The 21,171-nt window shown below is 58.6% G+C and carries 22 protein-coding genes; 14 read left to right on the top strand and 8 right to left on the bottom strand.

The genetic code is table 11. The annotated features are described in order from the left end of the window. Positions 1–208 precede the first annotated feature (208 nt). Complete coding sequence (locus M5M_RS12480) at positions 209–979, top strand: exodeoxyribonuclease III (RefSeq protein ID WP_015047871.1); 771 nt, start codon at positions 209–211, stop codon at positions 977–979. A 35-nt stretch (positions 980–1,014) separates the two neighbouring features. Here the strand turns inward: M5M_RS12480 and rph are convergent, their stop codons facing one another. Further along, entirely contained in the window at positions 1,015–1,734 is a 720-nt protein-coding gene (gene rph / locus M5M_RS12475; RefSeq protein WP_015047870.1) for a ribonuclease PH, read from the bottom strand. 98 nt (positions 1,735–1,832) lie between these two features. Between rph and M5M_RS12470 the strand changes: the two genes are divergently transcribed. From M5M_RS12470 to M5M_RS12450, 5 genes are all read left to right on the top strand, one after another. Beyond that, entirely contained in the window at positions 1,833–2,699 is an 867-nt protein-coding gene (locus M5M_RS12470) for a YicC/YloC family endoribonuclease (RefSeq protein WP_015047869.1), read from the top strand. A 95-nt stretch (positions 2,700–2,794) separates the two neighbouring features. Next, positions 2,795–3,409, top strand: coding sequence for a guanylate kinase (gene gmk / locus M5M_RS12465; RefSeq protein WP_015047868.1), 615 nt, complete (start codon positions 2,795–2,797; stop codon positions 3,407–3,409). 104 nt (positions 3,410–3,513) lie between these two features. Beyond that, positions 3,514–3,774, top strand: a complete 261-nt coding sequence (rpoZ, locus tag M5M_RS12460) for a DNA-directed RNA polymerase subunit omega (RefSeq protein ID WP_015047867.1) — start codon at positions 3,514–3,516, stop codon at positions 3,772–3,774. Positions 3,775–3,794: 20 nt separating this feature from the next. Beyond that, positions 3,795–5,894: a bifunctional GTP diphosphokinase/guanosine-3',5'-bis pyrophosphate 3'-pyrophosphohydrolase gene (gene spoT, locus M5M_RS12455; protein ID WP_015047866.1), complete on the top strand. Its 2,100-nt coding sequence runs from the start codon at positions 3,795–3,797 to the stop codon at positions 5,892–5,894. Positions 5,895–6,009: 115 nt separating this feature from the next. Then, complete coding sequence (locus tag M5M_RS12450) at positions 6,010–6,393, top strand: RidA family protein (RefSeq protein WP_015047865.1); 384 nt, start codon at positions 6,010–6,012, stop codon at positions 6,391–6,393. A 1-nt stretch (position 6,394) separates the two neighbouring features. On the opposite strand, the gene M5M_RS12445 is transcribed toward M5M_RS12450, so the two are convergent. Next, positions 6,395–7,207, bottom strand: a complete 813-nt coding sequence (locus M5M_RS12445) for an NAD-dependent epimerase/dehydratase family protein (protein ID WP_015047864.1) — start codon at positions 7,205–7,207, stop codon at positions 6,395–6,397. Between the two features lie 86 nt (positions 7,208–7,293). On the opposite strand from M5M_RS12445, the gene M5M_RS12440 reads away from it, so the two are divergent. The 3 genes from M5M_RS12440 to M5M_RS12430 all read left to right on the top strand — a co-directional run bounded on the left by M5M_RS12440 (position 7,294) and on the right by M5M_RS12430 (position 11,791). Continuing rightward, complete coding sequence (locus M5M_RS12440; protein ID WP_016389418.1) at positions 7,294–8,214, top strand: hydrogen peroxide-inducible genes activator; 921 nt, start codon at positions 7,294–7,296, stop codon at positions 8,212–8,214. 12 nt (positions 8,215–8,226) lie between these two features. Next, complete coding sequence (gene recG / locus M5M_RS12435; protein ID WP_015047862.1) at positions 8,227–10,308, top strand: ATP-dependent DNA helicase RecG; 2,082 nt, start codon at positions 8,227–8,229, stop codon at positions 10,306–10,308. A gap of 94 nt (positions 10,309–10,402) precedes the next feature. After that, positions 10,403–11,791 carry an aminoacyl-tRNA deacylase and HDOD domain-containing protein gene (locus tag M5M_RS12430; protein ID WP_016389416.1) on the top strand — a complete coding sequence of 463 codons (1,389 nt, stop codon included), beginning with the start codon at positions 10,403–10,405 and terminating at the stop codon, positions 11,789–11,791. A 28-nt stretch (positions 11,792–11,819) separates the two neighbouring features. Here the strand turns inward: M5M_RS12430 and M5M_RS12425 are convergent, their stop codons facing one another. Further along, a complete protein-coding gene (locus M5M_RS12425; RefSeq protein WP_015047859.1) occupies positions 11,820–13,103 on the bottom strand; it encodes a dicarboxylate/amino acid:cation symporter in 1,284 nt (427 codons plus the stop codon). 41 nt (positions 13,104–13,144) lie between these two features. Beyond that, positions 13,145–13,417, bottom strand: a complete 273-nt coding sequence (locus tag M5M_RS12420) for an HU family DNA-binding protein (protein WP_015047858.1) — start codon at positions 13,415–13,417, stop codon at positions 13,145–13,147. A gap of 129 nt (positions 13,418–13,546) precedes the next feature. On the opposite strand from M5M_RS12420, the gene M5M_RS12415 reads away from it, so the two are divergent. From M5M_RS12415 to M5M_RS12395, 5 genes are all read left to right on the top strand, one after another. Then, a complete protein-coding gene (locus tag M5M_RS12415; protein WP_015047857.1) occupies positions 13,547–14,101 on the top strand; it encodes a chorismate--pyruvate lyase family protein in 555 nt (184 codons plus the stop codon). Positions 14,102–14,117: 16 nt separating this feature from the next. Then, positions 14,118–14,999: a 4-hydroxybenzoate octaprenyltransferase gene (ubiA, locus tag M5M_RS12410; protein ID WP_016389415.1), complete on the top strand. Its 882-nt coding sequence runs from the start codon at positions 14,118–14,120 to the stop codon at positions 14,997–14,999. Between the two features lie 127 nt (positions 15,000–15,126). Continuing rightward, complete coding sequence (gene phoB / locus M5M_RS12405) at positions 15,127–15,831, top strand: phosphate regulon transcriptional regulator PhoB (protein WP_016389413.1); 705 nt, start codon at positions 15,127–15,129, stop codon at positions 15,829–15,831. Positions 15,832–15,878: 47 nt separating this feature from the next. Next, positions 15,879–17,180 (top strand): phosphate regulon sensor histidine kinase PhoR, encoded by a 1,302-nt coding sequence (gene phoR, locus M5M_RS12400; protein ID WP_015047853.1) that lies wholly within the window; start codon positions 15,879–15,881, stop codon positions 17,178–17,180. Between the two features lie 6 nt (positions 17,181–17,186). Beyond that, on the top strand, positions 17,187–18,308 hold the full coding sequence (locus M5M_RS12395; RefSeq protein WP_016389411.1) for a GNAT family N-acetyltransferase: 1,122 nt from the start codon (positions 17,187–17,189) through the stop codon (positions 18,306–18,308). Positions 18,309–18,311: 3 nt separating this feature from the next. Here M5M_RS12395 and M5M_RS12390 read toward each other — a convergent pair whose 3' ends face one another. The 4 genes from M5M_RS12390 to yaaA all read right to left on the bottom strand — a co-directional run bounded on the left by M5M_RS12390 (position 18,312) and on the right by yaaA (position 21,163). Then, positions 18,312–18,914, bottom strand: a complete 603-nt coding sequence (locus M5M_RS12390) for a DUF938 domain-containing protein (RefSeq protein ID WP_015047850.1) — start codon at positions 18,912–18,914, stop codon at positions 18,312–18,314. Between the two features lie 39 nt (positions 18,915–18,953). Further along, complete coding sequence (locus M5M_RS12385) at positions 18,954–19,799, bottom strand: response regulator (protein ID WP_015047849.1); 846 nt, start codon at positions 19,797–19,799, stop codon at positions 18,954–18,956. A 72-nt stretch (positions 19,800–19,871) separates the two neighbouring features. Further along, on the bottom strand, positions 19,872–20,216 hold the full coding sequence (locus tag M5M_RS12380; protein WP_015047848.1) for a hypothetical protein: 345 nt from the start codon (positions 20,214–20,216) through the stop codon (positions 19,872–19,874). 179 nt (positions 20,217–20,395) lie between these two features. Beyond that, positions 20,396–21,163, bottom strand: a complete 768-nt coding sequence (gene yaaA / locus M5M_RS12375; protein WP_015047847.1) for a peroxide stress protein YaaA — start codon at positions 21,161–21,163, stop codon at positions 20,396–20,398. Positions 21,164–21,171 lie beyond the last annotated feature (8 nt).

Below are 21,171 nucleotides of genomic sequence, written 5' to 3'. Positions count from 1 at the left end.
TGGACTATGTTTAACAAAAACGACAGCGCTGGGCGCCGTGGAGCTGGCCATTATCCCACAGAATTATCGGGGATGGAGTGGAACCCGCAGGCCCGATCCTTGTCAATAAGGGAAAATCTGAGTCTCTCCGGTCGCTACCAGTTGCCCGGTATTTACAAAAAGTTATAAAGCTCGGGTATCATACACAGTCCGTTTCTAAGGGGCTAACATGCGCATTATCAATCTCAGTGTCGATGGGTTACACCAAGCGGCTCAGCGGGGTCTGTACGACTGGCTGGCCGAGCAGGACGCTGATGTGATTTGCCTTCAGGATTTACGCGCGCTCGAATATGAGCTGGATCATGAGGTATTTCATCCAGCGGGCTACAACGCCTATTTTTTTGATTCCGGGGTAAAGCACTACAACGGCGTGGCCATTTACACCCGCCAATTGCCCAAGGCGCTGATTTACGGATTTGGTTTTGCCAGCGGGGTCGACATGGAAGGTCGCTATCTGCAGATTGATTTCGACAAAATCAGCATTGGCAGCCTGCTCGCACCCTCGGCCATGGCCGAAAGCGAATCACAGGAAGTAAAAATCAAATTCTTCGATGACCTGCAGGCGCACCTGGTAAAGATCGCGCGTAAACGCCGGGACTATGTGTTTTGTGGCAATTGGGCCATGGCCCATAAAGCCCGCGACGTAATGAATCCCGAGCAACACGAGGGCGAGGTGGGTTATCTGCCACACGAGCGCGCCTGGCTGAACCAGTTGTTTACCCAGCTGGAATACAAAGACGCTTTCCGGTTGGTGAATACCGACGCGGATGAATACAGCTGGTGGCCCGACCGCGGCAATGGCGTCGAAGCCTGGCGCACCGACTTCCAAGTGGTCTCCGACAACCTGGCCAACCGGGTGGAATACGCCACCATCTATAAGAATCAGCAGTTCTCCAGCCACATGCCGGTGATCATCGACTACGACATGGAGATCGAATAACACGCCCGGGCGCGATCCGCGCCCGGGGGCAGGCGTTACTGTGCCAGCGCCGCCTGCTGCAACTGATTCAGATCCGCAATGCCTTTCTTGGCCAGCGCCAACATGGCGGCGAATTCCGCTTCGGTAAACGGCTCGCCTTCTGCGGTACCCTGAATTTCAATGATGCCACCGTCATTGCCCATGACGATATTCATGTCCGTTTCCGCGCCCGAATCCTCCGGGTAATCCAGATCCAACACCGGCACACCCTGGTAAATTCCCACCGATACCGATGCGATCATGCGCGCCAGCGGTTCCCCTTTTACCAGGCCTTTTTCTTTCAGGTACGCAATCGCATCTGCCAGCGCCACGCAGGCGCCGGTAATGGACGCCGTGCGGGTGCCGCCATCGGCCTGAATCACATCGCAGTCAATGGTGATGGTATTTTCGCCCAGCGCTTTCAGGTCCACAGCTGCGCGCAATGAACGACCGATCAGACGCTGGATTTCCACCGTGCGCCCACCCTGTTTACCGCGCGCCGCCTCACGGCCCATGCGGGTACCGGTGGAGCGGGGCAACATGCCGTATTCGGCCGTGATCCAACCCTGACCTTCGCCGCGCAGGAAGCGCGGCACGCCTTCCTCCACGCTGGCGGTGCAAATGACTTTGGTGTTGCCAAACTCAACCAGCACCGAACCTTCGGCGTGACAGGTGAAGTGACGGGTAATGCGCACATCGCGCAGTTGATCGACGGCACGGCCGCTGGGTCTTTGCATGGGGTGTTGCCCTGTAATCTGAGTTGTCTGGCCGCGGATTATACCTGGGATTGGCTGTGGTAACATGGCGCACCCACAGCACCACGAGAACCCGCACTATGCCGCGCAGTATGACCGGCTTTGGCCGCAGCGAAATCGCCTTTACCGGCGGCGCATTGACCTGGGAAGTCCGGAGTGTCAATCACCGCTACCTGGAACCCCATTTCCGCCTGCCTGAAACCCAACGCGGGCTGGAGCCCGGCCTGCGGGAGCTGGCGCGCAAACACCTGTCGCGCGGCAAGCTCGAAGCCACCTTGCAGCTCACGCTCGGCAAATCCGACGCCCAGTCGCTGACTCTGGATCAACACAGGGTCAATGCCGTGGTCGATGCCGTTGCCCAGCTGGGGCGCTCGAACGCAACACTTGCGCCCATCAACCCACTCGAGCTGCTGCGCTGGCCGGGTATTGTGGTGGAGGACACGCCAGATCAGGACGCCCTCAACCATGCCGTGTTGTCGGGCTTTGGCGAGGCGTTGCAACAATTGGCCGACAATCGCGAGCGCGAAGGGAATGGCCTGGCCGAATTCATCGAGCAGCGACTCAAGGCCATCGCCGTGCAGGTGGATCTGGTGCGCGGATTGATGCCCACCATACTGCAAGCTCAAAAAGATAAATTGCATGCCCGGCTGGCGGAATTAAAAGGCCAACTGGACCTGGACCGGGTCGAGCAGGAAATCGTTCTGCTGGCGCAAAAGGCCGATGTGGACGAGGAACTCGACCGCCTCACCGCACACCTGACCGAGGTACGCCTCACTCTGAAAAAGCGGGAACCCATCGGTCGCCGGCTGGACTTCCTGATGCAGGAACTGAACCGCGAAGCCAACACCCTGTCGTCCAAATCGGTGGTCAGCGAAACCACCCAGGCGGCCGTGGAACTCAAGGTGCTGATCGAACAGATGCGCGAGCAAATCCAGAACATTGAATAGGCCGGGCCACAGCACACAATAGAGCCCGCTCGGTCCGGGTGCTAGTATGGGCGTCATCAGCGCCTGCCAACCAACTTTCAGGGCAATCGATTTATATGACCCGCGGAAACCTTTACACCGTCTCGGCACCTTCCGGCGCCGGCAAAACCAGCCTGGTGCAAGCCCTGGTGGATTCCACACCCGGCATCCGGGTGTCTGTGTCGCACACCACCCGCGCCATGCGTCCCGGCGAAGTGGAGGGCGTGAATTACCATTTTGTGTCCCAGGATACGTTTATGGAAATGCTGGGCGAAGCCCAGTTCCTGGAACACGCGCGGGTGTTCAACAACCTCTACGGTACGTCCAAAGTGTGGGTGGAAGCGCAATTGGCTGCCGGTACCGATGTGATTCTGGAAATCGACTGGCAGGGCGCCCAGCAGGTGCGCAAGTTGTTCGAAGATGCTATCGGCCTGTTTATTCTGCCACCATCGCGCGATGCCTTGCGCGCGCGCCTCACCGGTCGTGGTCAGGACAGCGAGGACATCATCGACGGCCGCATGCAGGAAGCCATCAACGAAATGACGCACTATGTGGAAGCCGACTACCTGATCATCAACGATGATTTCGACACCGCCCTGCAGGAATTCCGGTCATTGGTCATCAGCCAGCGCCTGACCCAGTTGCACCAGAGCAGTCGTCATGCACAGCTGCTGCAGGAGCTATTGAGCTGACTGGTTGTTTTGCGTACACTTGCCAGCCTTTTTTCCCGCGGCCAGCTGATCTACACTCAGCCTTACAGGCGCGACCGATACACAACCCCATTGGAATTTGAACTATGGCACGCATTACCGTTGAAGATTGTCTGAACCATGTAGATAACCGCTTTGAGCTGGTCATCGTTGGCAGCAAGCGCGCGCGTCAGATTGCCGTAGGCGGTAAAGACCCGCTGGTACCCGAAGAAAACGACAAGCCCACCGTGATCGCCCTGCGCGAAATCGAAGAAGGTCTGGTAGACGCATCTATCCTCACCGAGCGCGAAGAGCCCGAGTACGAGGTGGACACCAGCGCCATGGACTTCTCAACCATTCAGGACTAACTGGCCTGCCGGAGGAAAGATTGCAGCAGACCATCGATTCACTCGCTTATCAGCTTTCCTCCTATTTAGAGCCCACGCATATCAACCTGGTCCGGCGTGCTTATCTGTACGCCGAACAAGCCCACGACGGCCAGAAGCGCCGTTCCGGTGACCCCTACATCACCCACCCGTTAGCCGTTGCCGGTATTCTGTCCGGCATGCACATGGACCATCAGAGTCTGATGGCGGCCATGCTGCACGATGTGATCGAAGATACCGGTATTGCCAAGCAGGCGCTGGGTGAACAGTTTGGCGAAACCGTCGCCGAACTGGTGGACGGGGTGAGTAAACTCACCCAGATTGAATTTGAATCCCAGGCCGAAAAGCAGGCCGAAAACTTCCAGAAGATGACCCTGGCCATGTCCAAGGACATCCGCGTCATTCTGGTCAAACTGGCAGACCGGCTGCACAACATGCGCACCCTGGGCGTGATGCCGCCCGATAAAAAGCGTCGCATTGCGCGCGAAACCCTCGAAATCTATGCCCCCATTGCCCACCGACTGGGCATGAATGACATGCGCATCGAATTCGAAAACCGGGGTTTCTCGGCCATGCACCCGCTGCGTTACAAGCGTCTGAAGGCCGCCCTGCAAAGCGCACGCGGCAACCGCAAGGACATGGTCGAGCAGATTCAGCAGGTCCTGCAAAAGCGCTTGGAAGATGAGCACATCAATGCCCTGGTGATCGGGCGTGAGAAGCACCTGTACAGCATCTATACCAAGATGCGCAGCAAGAAAAAGTCGTTCAAAGAAATCATGGATGTCTACGCCTTCCGCATCATCGTGGATTCGGTCGACACCTGTTACCGCACGCTCGGTGCCATCCACAATCTGTACAAGCCGATCATTTCCGAGTTCAAGGACTATATCGCCATCCCGAAAACCAACGGTTACCAATCCTTACACACGGTGCTGGTGGGATTGCACGGGGTGCCCATTGAAGTGCAGATCCGCACCAAGGAGATGGATGAAATGGCCAACTCGGGCATCGCCGCCCACTGGCTGTACAAGACCAATGACAACCCCAACACCAGCCAGATGCGCGCGCGTCAATGGGTGCAGGGCCTGCTGGAAATGCAGCAACGCGCCGGTGACAGCCTGGAATTTATCGAGAACGTTAAAATCGATCTGTTCCCGGACGAAGTGTACGTATTCACACCCAAGGGCAAGATTGTGGAGCTGCCGAACGGCGCCACACCTGTGGATTTTGCCTATGCCGTGCACACCGACGTGGGCAATGCCTGCGTGGCCTGCCGCATCAACGACCGGCTGGCGCCTTTGAGCCAACCGCTGCAAAGCGGCCAGAAGGTGACCATCATCACCGCCGCCAGCGCCCAGCCCAACCCCGGCTGGCTGAACTTTGTCACTTCGGGCAAAGCCCGCTCCGCGATCCGGCATTTCCTGAAACACCAGCGCCACCACGAGTCGGTGGAGCTGGGTCGCAAGCTGTTGACCCGCTCACTTGCCGAGCGCGGCGTGGAACTGCAATCGCTCGACAAAGAAGAGCGCAAAAACCTGCTCAAGGAAGCCGGCATCAGCTCCATGGATGCCTTGTTTGAAGACATCGGTCTGGGCAAACGCCTGCCCAACGCGGTGGCCAACCTGCTGGATTCCGACGGCCGCAAGGCCAGCGCGCCCACCACGGTGATTATCGAATCCCACGACGGCATGATGATCAGCTTTGCCCGCTGTTGTCGTCCCATACCGGGCGACCCCATTATCGGTCACTTCTCGGCGGGCAAAGGGCTGGTGGTACACCACGACAGCTGCCGCAACGTGACCGAGCTCAGGGAAAATCCCGAAAAGATTGCCAATGTCACCTGGTCGCCCAACGTCAAAGGCGAATTCCCGGTGGAAATCCGGGTGGAAGTGGAATCCGGTCGCGGCATTATTGCGGCGCTCGCCACCCGCATCACCGAGCAGCATGCCAATATCGAACAAATCCAGGTACATGAACGGGATGCCCACAACAGTGTGATCAACCTGACCCTGGACGTGTCCGGGCGCGTACACCTGGCCAACATCATCCGCCGGCTCAAAAGCCTGCGCTCGGTGATCCGCATTACCCGCCATAGGAACTGAGTCTCTAGTGACTAGGAATTAGAGATTAGCAACTGATCCCGTTCCAATTGACGACCCGTCGGTCAGCGGCAATACTGCGCGGCTTGCATTTATCGATTCAGGCCAAGGAGTTTTCATGACCAACAAAGCCATCATCAACACCGACAAAGCGCCCGCCGCGATTGGCACTTACTCCCAGGCCGTCAAGGTCAACAACACCGTGTACCTGTCGGGCCAGATTCCGCTCGACCCCAAGACCATGGAACTGGTGCCCGGCGATTTCCGCGCCCAGGCCACCCAGATGTTCAAAAACCTCGCCGCCGTGTGTGAAGCCGCCAACGGCAGTCTGGCAGACATCGTAAAACTGAACTTGTACCTCACCGACCTCAGCAACTTTCCCATCATCAATGAAGTGATGGCCGAGTTTTTCAGCCAGCCATACCCGGCCCGCGCGGCCGTGGGCATCAAAGAATTACCCAAGGGTGCGCTGGTGGAAGCCGAAGGGGTGATGGTGCTCTGATTCAGAGCCCCGGCACCAGGGTTTTGTAGCCTGCACGCCAATTCGGATAGTGCAGGCGGAACCCGCTCGCCAACAGGCGATCATTGCGCACCCGCTTGCCGGTAAAGGGTGCATGCATGCTCTGTTCAATCGGCGCCTTCCCCACTGCCAGCGCCAGCCCGTTGACCACTTCAGCCAGCAACACGGGCTTTGAATCCGATACCAGATACACCCTGTCAGGTGCCGGCAACGCCAGCAAATGCCGCAATGCCCGCGCCGCATCCTCGGCGTGAATGCGGTTGCTCCAGGCCAATAACGAACGGCCAGGGGTGATGCCCTGACGCACCTGATTCAGCAGGTATTCCCGTCCCGGACCATAGATGCCGGTCAAGCGGGCGATGGTCACCGGCAGCTGACTGTCCAACAACACGGTCTCAGCCTCGAGTAGTCGCCGGCCGGCGTAACTGCCGGGCTCGGTAGGACTGGACTCATCCACCCACTCGCCCTGATTCTGGCCATACACCGAGGTGCTGGACACAAAAACCACGCGCGGTGACAGGTGCAAGTCGGCCAGCACCCGGACCAATTGCTGCATTGGCGCCACATAGCCCAACCGGTAGCCCGTGTCCGATCGCTCGGACGGCGTCAGGGTCACCAGAATCTGATCAAAATCCTGTGCCAGCAGAGACCGCAGGGCAGCCCGGTCATTGGCATCCACCGCCACCGCATCGTCTTCGGGCACCGGGTGACGCCGCATGGCCACCACCTCACCAGCCAATATTGGCCGCAGCCGGCGCGCAATATCTCCGTAACCAATCAAAAGTGTTTTTGTCATAGCTACCATTAATAATAAAGTGGGACTATCGATGCCTATGATTCTGATATAAAGTCGCAATCATATAGAACAGGATGGCAGATTACATGACGCTCAATGAGTTGCGCTACATAGTGACACTGGCTCAGGAACAACATTTTGGCCGTGCCGCCGAACGCTGCTATGTCAGCCAGCCCACACTCAGCATCGCGGTAAAAAAGCTCGAGGATGAATTGGGCGTGGCCCTGTTCGAGCGCTCCAAGACCCGCGTTCAACCCACCCCGCTGGGGGAAAAGATCGTCAACCAGGCACAACTGGTGCTGGAACAGACCGCCGCCATCAAAGACATCGCCAAATCCGGCAAAGATCAGCTTTCAAGCCCGCTGCATGTGGGTGCGATTTTCACAATCGGCCCCTACCTGTTCCCGCATTTCATTCCCCAACTCCAGCGCAACGCACCCAATATGCCGCTCTATGTGGAAGAGGGCTACACCGCCACCTTGCGCCAGCGGCTGCGCAAAGGGGAGCTGGACGTGATCATCGTCAGCCTGCCGTTTACCGAGGCCGATGTGGTGACCCAAACCCTGTACGACGAGCCCTTTGTGGTATTGATGCCGAAGGACCATCCACTGGCCGAATCCAGCGCCATCGACCCCAAGCAATTGAACGAATACAACGCCCTGCTGTTGGGCGAGGGTCACTGCTTCCGGGACCAGATTCTGGAAGCCTGCCCCGCGCTGCAACCCACCGCTGACCCGGTGGCCGGGCACATTCGCACGGCGGCAAAAGGCAGCTCGCTGGAAACCCTGCGGCACATGGTGGCATCCGGTCTGGGCATCACCATCCTGCCCTATTCAGCCGTGGAAGCGACCCGTTACGCCGACGACCTGCTTACCTACCGACCCTTTGTCGAGCCCGCGCCGCGTCGCACCGTGGCCATGGCCTGGCGCGCAAGCTACCCGCGACACAAAGCCATCGATGCCCTGCGCGCGTCCATCAACCAGTGCCATCTGGCCAGCGGCGACTGAGGCTTTCAGGTTTTGAGTGGTGCACCCACACTTGACCGGGTCGATGTCACCGCGCTCAAAGGCGTGGGCAAATCACTGGCGGAAAAGCTCGCGCGCATCGGCCTGCACACGCTGCAAGACCTGCTGTTTCACCTACCCACCCGCTACCTGGACCGGACCCGTGTCACCCCCATCGGGGCTCTGCAACCCCAGGTCAGCGCCGTGGTCGAGGGGGAGATCCGGGCGGCCGACGTGGTGTTTGGCCGCCGCCGGTCCCTGGTGGTCAAACTGGCCGACAATACCGGTGTCCTTACCCTGCGGTTTTACCATTTCAATCAGGCGCAGAAACAGGCGCTCGGTAAAGGCGTGCGCCTGCGCTGCTATGGCGAAGCCCGCCGGGGCGCCGCCGGGCTGGAGTTTTATCACCCCGAATACGAAAACGCCGATAAAACCCAAGCCCTGACCGCCACCAGCCTGACGCCCATCTACCCCGCCACCGAGGGCATCACTCAGCCGCGTTTGCGCAGCCTCACCACGCAGGCGCTGGCATTTCTGGACGCCGGCGCACTGCGCGAATTATTGCCCGCCGACTTGCGCCACCATTACCAGCAATGGCCGCTGGAGCAGGCCATCCGCTACCTGCACCAGCCACCGGTGGACGCCAATCTGCAGGAACTGATGCAGGGCTTGCACCCGGCCCAGCAACGCCTGGCGTTTGAAGAATTGATGGCTCACAACCTCAGCCTGTTGCGCCTGCGCCAGGCCATCCAGTCCGAATCGGCGCCGGTGTTGGCCACCAATACCGACCTGCTGACGCGGTTTCTGGCCCGGCTGCCGTTTGCCCCCACCGGCGCGCAAACCCGGGTCGGCAGGGAAATCGCCCACGATCTGGCCAAGCCGGTGCCCATGCTCCGGCTGGTACAGGGCGATGTGGGCTCGGGTAAAACCCTGGTGGCTGCCATGGCGGCGTTATCGGCCATTGGCAACGGCTACCAGGTGGCGCTGATGGCACCCACCGAAATCCTTGCCGAGCAGCACCTCAATAATTTCCGGCAATGGTTTGAACCGCTGGGCATTCACGTGGGTTGGCTGGTGGGCAAACAGAAGGCGGCGGCCCGGCGGGAATCCCTGGCGGAGCTGTCTGCGGGTAAAACCCAACTGGTGGTGGGCACCCATGCCCTGTTTCAGGAAGACGTCGACTTTGCCGACCTGGGCCTGGTGATCATCGACGAGCAACACCGCTTTGGCGTGCACCAACGCCTGAGCCTGCGCGCCAAAGCCGGCAGTGAACGGCGACCGCACCAACTGATCATGACCGCCACGCCCATCCCGCGCACCCTGGCCATGAGTGCCTATGCCGATCTGGATTGCTCGGTCATCGACGAGCTGCCGCCCGGGCGCAAGCCGGTAACCACGGTGGTGATCAGCCAGGACCGGCGGGCGCAGGTGATCGACCGGGTGCGCGCAGCCATCGCCGAGGGGCGACAGGTGTATTGGGTCTGCACCCTGATTGAAGAGTCCGAAACATTGGAGGCACAGGCCGCGGAAGCCGCCCAGCAGGAGCTGGCCCTGTGCCTGCCCGACACCCCCATCGGGCTGGTGCACGGGCGACTGAAACCGGCCGAGAAGGAGGACGTGATGCGGGCCTTTAAAGCCGCCGAGATCCCTTTGCTGGTGGCAACCACCGTGATCGAAGTGGGCGTGGACGTGCCCAACGCCAGCCTGATGATCATCGACAACCCCGAACGTCTGGGCCTGGCGCAATTGCACCAGTTGCGCGGTCGGGTGGGGCGGGGCAGTGCCGAGAGCCATTGCGTTCTGCTGTATTCGGGGCCTCTTTCTCAGCATTCCCGCGCCCGTCTGGAAGCCATGCGCGCCAGCAATGATGGTTTTGCGATTGCGGAAAAAGACCTGGAATTGCGCGGGCCGGGCGAGGTGTTGGGCACCCGCCAAACCGGCGAAATGAACCTGCGCATTGCTGATTTACAGCGGGATGGCGAACTCATCCCTCAAGTTAAGGCCGCCGCGGCCGATCTGCTCAAGGCGTACCCGGCCGAAAGCGAGGCTCTGATCCGGCGTTGGCTCGGATATAACGAGGAGTACGCAAAAGTGTAGAGTGAGGCGCCAGTTATTATAACTGGCGTGCTATCAGGCATCGCAGACTTAACTACACTTGTAAATCCAAGGCCAAGTATTAGAAGGAGCCTGTGTGTCAATTTCCGCCAGCGTCGTGCAATTTCTCGATAAACAAGCGTTGAACTATCTGCTCACCGATCCCCTCAGTGGCCCCAACTGGCACGACCAGCGGCTGATGAACCACTCGGCGGCACGCGCGACCTTGCTGGAAAACGACGAAGAAAAGCTGCTGGCCATCTACCCGGCCGACGCCCTGCTCGATCTGGAGGCGGTCAACCGGCTGCTGGGCCTCGACACACGCGCCATGTCGCCGGCCACCCTGCGCGGCCTGTTTGAAAAACACAAGCTTTCCTCGGTGCCCGCATTGCCTGGCCTGGCGGGCATGACCACGGTCATTGAACAGAGCCTGTTTGACCGCAGCCACCTTTACCTGGACGCCGGCAGCCGCGACCAATTATTGGAGTTGCCGGCAGATGCCTTCGCCAGCATGGCGAAAGAGGCCATTGTCGGCGACATCGCCGTACCCCTGATCAATCTGGAAATGCCGCAGGATGAATCGGACGAATCCATCATCCTCAAATCGGTCAGCCAGTTTACCGAGCAGCGCATCAAGGACCGGCTGGAAGAAACGCTCGAATTGCCGCCACTGCCAGAAACGGCCCAGCGCATCATCAAGCTGCGGGTAGACCCCAATGCCGACATTTCCGACCTGGCCAATATTGTGGAAACCGATCCCAGCCTGGCCGCGCAGGTGGTGAGCTGGGCGGCGTCGCCCTATTACTCGGCACCGGGCAAAATCAAATCCATCCATGATGCCATTGTGCGGGTGCTGGGATTCGATATGGTGCTGAATCTGGCACTCGGGCTGGCCCTGGGCAAAACCCTGTCATTGCCCAAAGACGGCCCCTTCGGCGTTACCCCCTATTGGCGCCAGTCGGTCTACATGGCCGCCGCCATGGAAGGGTTGGTCACGGCTATTCCACGGGAAAGCCGGCCGGGCTTTGGCATGGCTTACCTTTCTGGCCTGTTGTTCAATTTCGGGTATCTGGTGATGGCCGAAGTATTTCCACCGCATTTCACCAAGATCTGCCGCAGTCAGGAGGCCAACCCGCACGCGGATTACACCCTGAGTGAACGCCACTTGTTGGGCATGACCCGGGATCAGATTGCCAGTTGGTTAATGCAGGTGTGGAATATGCCGGAGGAAGTGGTGTTTGCGTTGCGCCAGCAACACAACCCGCTGTGCCAGGGCGAGCATGCCGCCTATGCCAAGCTGCTGTTTGTCGCGCGCCGCCTGTTGGCCCAGCGCGGACTGGGCTGCGGTCCGAAGCGCGACATTCCAGCGCAGGTCTACGAAGACCTGCAGTTGGACCCGGCCAAAGCCGAGGCCACCATCAACAACATTCTCGAATCGTCTGCCGAGCTCGAGAATATCGCATCGCAAATGGCGCCGGCGGCCTGAGACTGCCGGCAACCGGAATCCTGTTCCTTCAGCCGATGTGGCCGGGCAGGGAAGGATCTTCTTTGTAGCGCACTTCGTCCAGCATGCCTTCGCTCTTGGCCACCGCCAGGGTCACCATGGCATCACCACACACATTCACCGCCGTGCGGGTCATATCCAGCAGACGGTCCACGCCGATAATCAGCGCAATGCCTTCCACCGGCAGGCCCACCTGCTCCAGCACCATGGCCAGCATAATCAGGCCCACGCCCGGCACCCCAGCGGTACCTATGGAGGCGAGTGTGGCGGTCAGAATCACCATCATGTAGCCGCCAAAGCCGATATCAATGTTGTAGGCCTGGGCGATAAAGGCGGTCGCCACCCCCTGCATGATGGCGGTGCCATCCATGTTGATGGTCGCGCCCATGGGGATGGTGAACGATGCCACCCGGTTGTCGGCGCCCAGCTCATCGCGCACCGCGCGTAACGTCACCGGAATGGTGGCATTGGACGAGCTCATGCTGAACGCGAACAACATGACCGACTTCATCTTGCGGTAAAACATGATCGGGCTCAGACCGGTCAATAACTTGAGTGCCACCGCATAGGTGCCCAAACCGTGCAGGAACAGCACAAACAGTACCGTGAAGAAATAGGCCGCCAGATTGGCAAACGCATCCAGGCCGAGGTCGGTGGCCATTTGCGCGATCAGGCAGAAGACACCGTAGGGCGCGAAGTTCATCAGCATGACCACCATGCGCAGCACGATATCGTTGAAATCATTGAAGAAAGCGGCCAGGCGCTTACCCGCATCGCCGGCGCGTGACATGGCCACGCCCACGAGCAGGGCAAACAGAATAATCTGCAGCATATTGCCTTCGGCCATGGCCTGGACCGGATTAGTGGGCACGATGCCGAGGATCACTTCTTTCAATGACGGCGCCGCCGCGGCGGTATAGGTGGCATCCGAGGTGAGATCAAAGCCCACACCGGGTTTGATCACCCAGCCCGCCAACAGTGCCAGGGAAATGGCCACCGCCGTGGTGATCATATACAGCACCAGGGTCTTACCCGCCATTGGCCCCATACGGGTGTTGTCGCCCAACGATGCTGTCCCGCACACCAACGAAACGAACACCAACGGCACCACTAACAGTTTCAACAGGGCCACGAAAATTTTGCCGCCCAGATCAAATACACCACTGACAATAAATTCATCGATCCAGGCATCGAACACGCCCGCGGTCCAGCCCTGATTTTCAGCAAAATTAAACAGGCCACCAACCACCAGGCCCAGCGCCATTGCCACCAGAATTCGACTGGTCAAGCTCATAATAAATTTCCTTAGGGAACAGCAGTAATAGGTGTTGTCGCTTATTGCACAGCGTCTTTCAGGGCTTTACCCGCTTTGAAACCCACCGCATTGCTGGCAGGAATCTGAATGGTTTCACCGGTGCGCGGGTTCTTGCCCGTGCGCGCCGCTCTTGGCCGCACGCTGAAACTGCCAAAACCCACCAACGACACAGACTCGCCGCGCGCCAGTGCATTGGTCATGTGTTCTACGGCAGCCGATACAGCGCGATCGGCCTTGTCTGCAGAAAGTTGGGTTGCGTCCGCAACCGCGGTGACGAGATCTGACTTGTGCACGGGCGGGTTACCTCTCGTTATTCTTGGTTTTCAGCGCCCATGCTAACGTGTTGGCCACCCGGTCGCCACACAGATTCGTTCCCGTCGGGTAGAATGGCGGCACATTCAAAGGCATCAGCAGGAACGCCCTTGCCCACCCCGACATCGCCCCGCGAACCTTTCTGGCACCCGGCATCACATCTGGCCTGGCAACTCCCGCGCGCGCTCAGCCCCTGGTTAACGGACCAGGGCTCTCTGACCGCAAGGTTAATCAGCCACAGCGACGATCAGTTCGCCGTTAAATTACTGCGTCAGGGTTGGGCCAGGACCCATACCAGTGAGTTGCGTTTACTGGGTGTGAACGCCAAGCACAAAATGCTGGTGCGCGAGGTGGTGCTGCAGGGACGCGGTGAAAGCTGGGTTTTTGCCCGCAGCCTGATACCCTACAGCAGCCTGAACGGCAAACTCAAAGCCCTGCGCAATCTGGATAACCGACCGCTCGGCGCACTGTTGTTCCAGGACCCGGATATGACCCGCGAGCCCATCGAAATTGCCGCCATCAGCGCCCACAATCAATATGTGGACGGGGACTATCTGAATAATGAGGATGGCCAGGTATGGGGGCGCCGTTCGCTGTTCCGATTGCAGGGCAATCCCTTATTAGTCAGTGAAGTTTTTTTGCCGGCGTTTGTCGCCAGCCTGTGAATATCAAGGAGTGAAGATGGCCAACGCGCAGCAGCCCAATTATCTGGTGGCCTGGTGGCGCCTGATGCGCTTCGACAAACCCATCGGCACCTTGTTGCTGCTCTGGCCAACGCTATGGGCCTTGTGGCTTGCCGCCGGTGGCGTGCCCGACACCAAAAACCTCGCCATTTTTATTGCAGGCGTTGTGGTCATGCGGGCTGCCGGGTGCGTGATCAATGACTACGCCGACCGGCACATCGATGGCCATGTCAGCCGCACCAAAGCGCGTCCCATTGCCGCCGGCCACATCAGCCCACAGGCAGCGCTGTTCGGCTTTGCCTGCCTGCTCCTGCTGGCCCTCGCGCTGGTACTGCAGACCAATCGTTTTACCCTGTTTTTGTCCTTTGGTGCGGTGGCGCTGGCGAGCCTGTATCCGTTTATGAAACGCCACACCCATTTGCCCCAGGTCGTGCTGGGCGCCGCCTTCGCCTGGAGCATCCCCATGGCGTTTGCGGCAGTAACCGGTGAACTGGATCGGGGCATATGGCTGGTGTATACCGGGGTCGTACTCTGGACCGTGGCGTATGACACTTACTACGCCATGGTGGACCGGCGCGACGATCTCAGAATCGGGGTTAAATCCACGGCTATTTTGTTTGGCGAAAATGATCTCACGATTATTTTTTGCCTGCAGGTAATGGCTCTGGGCGCCCTGGCTATGGCGGGCAGTCATTTTGAGCGGGGCTTGTGGTACTACGCCGGCCTGTTGGCCGCCGGTTTTCTGTTTATCTGGCAGCAGTGGGTGGCACGCAAACGCGATGGCGCCGGCAGCTTTACGGCATTCCTGAATAACAACTGGGTAGGGCTGGTCATCTTTGCCGGTATTGCGCTCGATTATCAGCAGGCGGGCGCGGCGTAAACGCAACCCATCGGTTCAACGACTCACAATCGAGGGTTGCACAGGCGGGGCGGGCCTGAGGCCGTCATATAATTGTCATGCTACGGTAATCTAATACAGCTTCATTCACGGATTTAGAACGCAGACCATGAGCACGAAGACAATTCTGATCATTGATGATGAAGCCGCTATCCGCGATATGCTCCGGATTGCCCTGGAAATGGCGGATTACCGTTGCCTGGAGGCCAGCAACGCGCAGGATGGCCACAGCCTGATTATCGACGAAAAACCCGACCTGGTCCTGATGGATTGGATGATGCCCGGCACCTCCGGTATGGAACTGACCCGTCGGCTCAAACGCGACGATGTCACCGCCAAAATCCCGATTATCATGCTCACCGCCAAAGGCGAAGAAGACAATAAAATTCAGGGCCTGGAAACCGGTGCGGACGATTACATCACCAAACCCTTTTCGCCGCGCGAGTTAATTGCCCGGCTGAAAGCGGTATTGCGCCGGATTGAACCCAATGAACCCGACGAGCCCATTCTGGTCGATCAACTGTGCCTCGACCCCATCAGCCAACGCGTCACCATCGCGGAAGAGCCTGTGGACATGGGACCGACCGAATACCGGTTGCTGAGTTTTTTTCTCACCCATCAGGAACGCGTGTACAATCGCGGCCAGTTACTGGACCACATCTGGGGCGGGAACGTGTACATTGATGAACGCACTGTCGACGTGCACATCCGGCGTCTGCGTAAAGCCCTGGCACCGCTCGAGCACGACCGCTTCGTACAAACAGTGCGCGGTTCGGGCTACCGGTTTTCCACCAAAGTCGCCGGCAGGCAGTGAGTGGCCGGTTGTAATGAACACCAACGTCTGATTCCGGGATATTTAGAGTGCTACGTGGCTTTCACGCTGAATTAAAGCGCGTTGCGCTGTTTACTGTCCTGTGTGTGACCTTCGGTCTGATCAACGGCTATGTTATGCCCACGTTGATCCTCGGCGGCTCCCTGTACATGTTCTGGATGCTTTGGCAGATCCGCCAACTGGATGAATGGCTCAACCAACGGCGTAAATCCACGCCTCCGGAAGCCAGCGGCATCTGGTCCGATATTTTCGAGAGCATCTATCGACTGCAAAAGCGCCAGGAGCGCGAATCCGAGCGTGTGCGCCAGGTGCTCAACCGGGTACAGGAGACCACCGGCGCGCTGCCCGACGGCGTCATGCTGCTGGACAGTCGCGGCAACATCGACTGGTGGAATCCCGCTGCCGAACGGCTGTTTCATTTTGAAACCCACGACCAGGGCCAACCACTGGTTAACTACGTGCGCAGCCCGCGCTTCGTGGCCTACATGGAAAAACAGGATTTCCGCGAGCCACTGGATCTGGCTGCGGGCCCGGGAAAAGACCAGCGCCTGCAATTTCAGATCACCCGCTTCGGCCAAAACGAGAAGCTGGTTATTGCGCGCGATATCACCCATTTGCACAAACTCAGCCAGATGCGCAAAGATTTCGTCGCCAACGTGTCACACGAATTGCGCACCCCACTGACGGTACTCAAAGGCTACCTGGAAACCCTCACCGACCTCGGCAACGCGCCCGCCAATTGGGAAAAGCCGTTGGCTCAGATGCAGCAGCAATGCACCCGCATGCACATGTTGGTGAACGATCTGATCGCCTTGTCGGTACTGGAAACCGAGGTCAATCCCGAACGCCACCAGCCGCTGGCACTCAAGGGATTGCTGGAGCGGATCATGGATGAGGCCAACGCCTTATCTGCTAACAGACACACGTTAACGCTGGAATGCGAAGATAACATCGCGCTGCGCGGCGTGGAAAAAGAACTGCAAAGCGCTTTCGGCAATCTGGTCACCAACGCCATCAAGTACACACCAGCGGGTAGCCGGATTACCTTGCGTGCGAAAACCGGACCCTATGGTCTGATAGTCGAGGTCGAGGACAATGGCCCGGGGATAGAGCCGCGACATTTGCCGCGCCTGACCGAACGCTTTTACCGGGTGGACGATTCCCGGAATTCCGCCACCGGCGGTACTGGCCTTGGCCTTGCCATCGTCAAGCATGCGCTGCAGCGCCACGATGCCCGGCTTGAGATCAGCTCGCAGGTGGGCAAAGGCAGCCGCTTCAGCTGCCATTTTCCCAAGCAACGACTGGCACAAACCACGACCGACGCCGTATAAAGGCGTATGCACTGCCAATTCCTGACATCTATTCACGACATTCCCGAGGCCGAGTGGCAGACGCTGCTGGGCTCGGATTACCCCTTTCTCCAATACGCGTTCCTGAGTGCGCTGGAAACCAGTGGCTGTGTGGGCGAGGGCACCGGCTGGCACCCCCATTACCTGTGGGTGACGGAAGCGCAGGTACCGGTGGCGGCGGCGCCCTTATTTATCAAAACCGATTCCTGGGGCGAGTACGTGTTTGACTGGGCCTGGGCCGATGCCTTCCGGCGTGCCGGCCGGGCCTATTACCCCAAGTGGGTGTGTGCCATTCCGTTTACCCCGGCCAGCGGCCCGCGCCTGTTGGGCACACTGACCGCCGGGCATTGGCCGGCCCTGCAGCAGCAACTGGAACAACAGGCCCACAACAACGCTATTAGTAGCCTGCACTGGCTGCTGTCCGGGCCGGATGAATCTGCGCAACTGGCGCCCCGATGGCGCCAACGGCAGGGCACTCAGTTCCACTGGTTCAATCATGGCTTCAAGGATTTTGCTGGTTTCTTAGCAACCTTTAACGCCCGCAAACGCAAGAGTCTGCTGCGCGAAAGGCGCAAGGTAGCTGAAGCCGGTATAACCCTCACGCGTAAAACCGGCGCAGACATTACCGCCGCGGATTGGGAACATTTTTACGCCTGTTATCGCCATACCTACGCCAAGCGCTCAGGTCACGCGGGTTACCTGAACCGCGCTTTTTTCCAGACCCTGAGCCAATCCCTGGCGCACCAGGTCATGCTGGTACAGGCCGAGCGCGAGGGCCAACTGATCGCCAGCGCGCTGAATTTTTTCGACGCGCACACACTCTATGGGCGCTATTGGGGCTGTCTGGAAGAGTGGGACTGCCTGCATTTCGAAGCCTGTTACTACCAGGGTATCGAGTTCGCTATCGAGCAAAAGCTGACGCGGTTTGATCCTGGCGCCCAGGGCGAGCACAAGATCCAACGCGGGTTTACCCCGGTACCGGTGGTTTCAAACCATTGGATCAAAGACGCCGACGCACGCGCGGCCATCGACCAGTTTATCGAGACCGAACGACGACACAATGAGGCTTACCTGAAAGCCGCCGCCGATCTGTTACCCTTCAGACAGTAGCGTTTATTTGCGCCAGACCAGGAGCCGGTTATTGGCGGGCATGGGGTTGTCTTCTTCTGGCGTCAGGCCGGCCTGCTGGGCCAGCGCCTGCAGTTTTTCAAAATCGCGGATACCGCGCGCCGGGTCCTGGGCTTTCAGCCACACATCAAACCGTTCATTGCTTTCACTGGTGTACTGCCCGCCGTAATTCATCGGACCGTACAACACAAAGCACCCACCCTCTGGCAGCAGCCGCCCGATGCCGGCAAACAGGTTTTGCACCGAAGGCCAGGCCATGATGTGGGCCGTATTAGCGCTGAACACCGCGTCCACGCCGTTCAGTACCGGCCAGGTATCATCGACGTTCAACAACAGCGGGGGATGCAAGTTGGGCAAAGGGTATTCCGCCAACCATTGTCGTATACCCTCGTGATGCTCTTCCAGATCGCTGGTATGCCACTGCAAATGGGGCAGTGCTTTGGCGAAATGCACGGCGTGCTGGCCGGTACCACTGCCCACCTCCAACACCCGTTGGCTGTGGGCAAACAGGCGCGACAGGTGGTGCAATATGGGGTCGCGGTTGTTCTGGCAAGCCTGGGAAAAGGGCTTCAAATCTGCGGAATCCATGGTGCCTCGGTTTTTATTATCAGCACAGGCCTGTCGGTTTCACAGTCGCGCAATGTATTTGGATAGCTGCTCAAATTTAGCAGGATCATCATCCACAAAGCGAATGGTAATTTTAATCAGGCGGGTATCCACGTGCGGTTCGGCACCCTGCAGGCTGGCGACATAGCCATTGACGCGGGCTACCGGGTTACCTTCGGCATCGGCAATATCCAGTACGGCCGCCTCAAACAGCACCGGCAAGGATTCGGTGCGTTGAATGACACCATTCAACGCCTGCAGGCTCATTTCGCGAATCAGGCAATCGCAGCTCAGGCTTGCGGTGCGCAACTGCGCCACACCTTTCTGGGCTTTGCGGGGCGGGGCCTTTTTAACCGGCTTGGGTTTACCGGTCAGGGGGGACGCCACAGGGGCGGATTTGGCGGCAGGGGCGGTCGACCCGGTGAGGGCCTCAATCGAGCCAAATGCAACACCCTGACCACCTGCCGCAGCTGCTTTTTTCGGATTGATGCCAAGGCGTTTGAGTTGCTTACTCACCTTGGTCATCAACTCGTCTGCGGAAAAGGGCTTAACCAGATAATCGCTCACCCCGGACTGAACCGCCTTCACCACGAATTCGCGATCGCCACGGCTGGTGACCATAACAAACGGGGTTTTCTGATAGTTTTCCTGGCCCCGGACCCAGGTGAGCAGTTCTTCGCCCGACATGCCCGGCATTTCCCAATCCGACAAAATAATGTCCACCGTTTGCTTTTTCAGCAAGGCAACGGCGCGCTGCCCATCGACCGCTTCAAACAAGGTGACGCCGGGTAAAAGGGTACGCAGGTGCTTTTTCACCATATCGCGGATAAAGCTGGCGTCATCCACCACCAGGATTCGCGCAGGCATAGCGGTTTCCTTTCAACATCTCGTTGAACTAAGCCTAGCAGGCCAGGCGATGTTGGGCGGAAGGATTGCGGGCTAAACAGCCAACGGCACGTCGCGTACGGACTGCATCGCCGGCGGCATGCATTGGGCCAGCTTGTCCGGGTCGCACAGCCAGGCCAGGGGTACGGGGTAATAATGGCTGTCCAGATGCACGCCTTCGGGATTCAAGGGCCGGGTACCTGGCAACAGCAATGCGGCCCGCGCAGCCGATAAACCCACGTATAAGCTGCCGCGCAGGATCAGCGCCACCGGTACATCACCGGCATACAGGGTGGTTGCATTGAATTTCTTTTGCTCGCTGACAACATAACCGCGGGCCCTGAGCAGGCGATGCAAAAGATCGCTGACATAGGCGGTAAAATCCGCATGATGTGACATGGTTGCCTCTCAACAAGGGTGCCCATGCAAAGTCGTCGCCGAACCTGATACGGCGCCAACCCACTCCCACATTGCACAGGTCGTAATAGTTATTTGTTGCAGGCGAAAAAGTATCCCCAAGCGCTTGATCAATCAAGACGAATTTGGACTAAAAAGTAACCGGATCCATCAGAAACGCATCATTGTTCGTCGCGCTGAAATACCAGTGTTGAAGCATCCGAGGCGGACGCCACATACCGGTAGCCATCCACATCAAAATCCTTGAGCGCTTCCGGCCGGTCAATCCGGTTGCGGATCACCCAGGCCGCCATCGTGCCGCGGGCTTTTTTGGCGAAGAAGCTGATGATTTTGTACTGGCCGTTTTTCCGGTCCTTGAATACCGGGGTAATCACCGGCACCGTCAACTGGCGGGTCTGGACTGCACGGAAATACTCGTTTGACGCCAGATTGACCAGCGCGGTGCTATCCGCCAGATCCTGGTTGAGCAGATCGGTGATCTGGCTGCCCCAGAACTGGTACAGGTCTTTGCCACCACTGTTCGCGAATTTAGTGCCCATTTCAAGCCGGTAAGCCTGCATCAGATCTTTTGGTCTGAGCAAACCATACAAACCGGACAGGATTCTCAAATGATCCTGAGCGAAATCCATGTCCTCTTTGCCGAAGGTTTCTGCTTCGAGCCCAGTATAAACATCCCCTTTAAACGCCAACACGGCGGGCCGGGCATTCTTCACGGTAAAGGGGGTATCCCAGGCCTGAAACCGGTCAAAATTGAGCGCACCCAGCTTATCGCTGATTTTCATCAACGCAGAAATATCCTGCGGCGACAGGTCGCGCAATTGCTGGATCAATTGTGCAGATTGCTTCAGCAGGCGGGGTTTAGTGCTTCCCGGGAGAGACCATTCCGATTCGAAATCCAGCGTTTTCGCCGGAGATACCACCATTAACATGAAAATTT

It is taken from the genome of Simiduia agarivorans SA1 = DSM 21679 (genome assembly GCF_000305785.2).
Classification (GTDB): domain Bacteria; phylum Pseudomonadota; class Gammaproteobacteria; order Pseudomonadales; family Cellvibrionaceae; genus Simiduia; species Simiduia agarivorans.
Note: the sequence above shows the minus strand (reverse complement) of the source record. Positions and strands in the feature narration are given on the sequence as shown.

Bases quoted from the DNA above. Each gene is read 5' to 3' on its own strand.
- M5M_RS12480 (WP_015047871.1), top strand. From the start codon at position 209: ATGCGCATTATCAATCTCAGTGTCGATGGGTTACACCAAGCGGCTCAG.
- rph (WP_015047870.1), bottom strand. From the start codon at position 1,734: ATGCAAAGACCCAGCGGCCGTGCCGTCGATCAACTGCGCGATGTGCGC.
- M5M_RS12470 (WP_015047869.1), top strand. From the start codon at position 1,833: ATGCCGCGCAGTATGACCGGCTTTGGCCGCAGCGAAATCGCCTTTACC.
- gmk (WP_015047868.1), top strand. From the start codon at position 2,795: ATGACCCGCGGAAACCTTTACACCGTCTCGGCACCTTCCGGCGCCGGC.
- rpoZ (WP_015047867.1), top strand. From the start codon at position 3,514: ATGGCACGCATTACCGTTGAAGATTGTCTGAACCATGTAGATAACCGC.
- M5M_RS12450 (WP_015047865.1), top strand. From the start codon at position 6,010: ATGACCAACAAAGCCATCATCAACACCGACAAAGCGCCCGCCGCGATT.
- M5M_RS12445 (WP_015047864.1), bottom strand. From the start codon at position 7,207: ATGACAAAAACACTTTTGATTGGTTACGGAGATATTGCGCGCCGGCTG.
- M5M_RS12440 (WP_016389418.1), top strand. From the start codon at position 7,294: ATGACGCTCAATGAGTTGCGCTACATAGTGACACTGGCTCAGGAACAA.
- M5M_RS12425 (WP_015047859.1), bottom strand. From the start codon at position 13,103: ATGAGCTTGACCAGTCGAATTCTGGTGGCAATGGCGCTGGGCCTGGTG.
- ubiA (WP_016389415.1), top strand. From the start codon at position 14,118: ATGGCCAACGCGCAGCAGCCCAATTATCTGGTGGCCTGGTGGCGCCTG.
- phoB (WP_016389413.1), top strand. From the start codon at position 15,127: ATGAGCACGAAGACAATTCTGATCATTGATGATGAAGCCGCTATCCGC.
- M5M_RS12395 (WP_016389411.1), top strand. From the start codon at position 17,187: ATGCACTGCCAATTCCTGACATCTATTCACGACATTCCCGAGGCCGAG.
- M5M_RS12390 (WP_015047850.1), bottom strand. From the start codon at position 18,914: ATGGATTCCGCAGATTTGAAGCCCTTTTCCCAGGCTTGCCAGAACAAC.
- M5M_RS12385 (WP_015047849.1), bottom strand. From the start codon at position 19,799: ATGCCTGCGCGAATCCTGGTGGTGGATGACGCCAGCTTTATCCGCGAT.
- M5M_RS12380 (WP_015047848.1), bottom strand. From the start codon at position 20,216: ATGTCACATCATGCGGATTTTACCGCCTATGTCAGCGATCTTTTGCAT.
- yaaA (WP_015047847.1), bottom strand. From the start codon at position 21,163: ATGTTAATGGTGGTATCTCCGGCGAAAACGCTGGATTTCGAATCGGAA.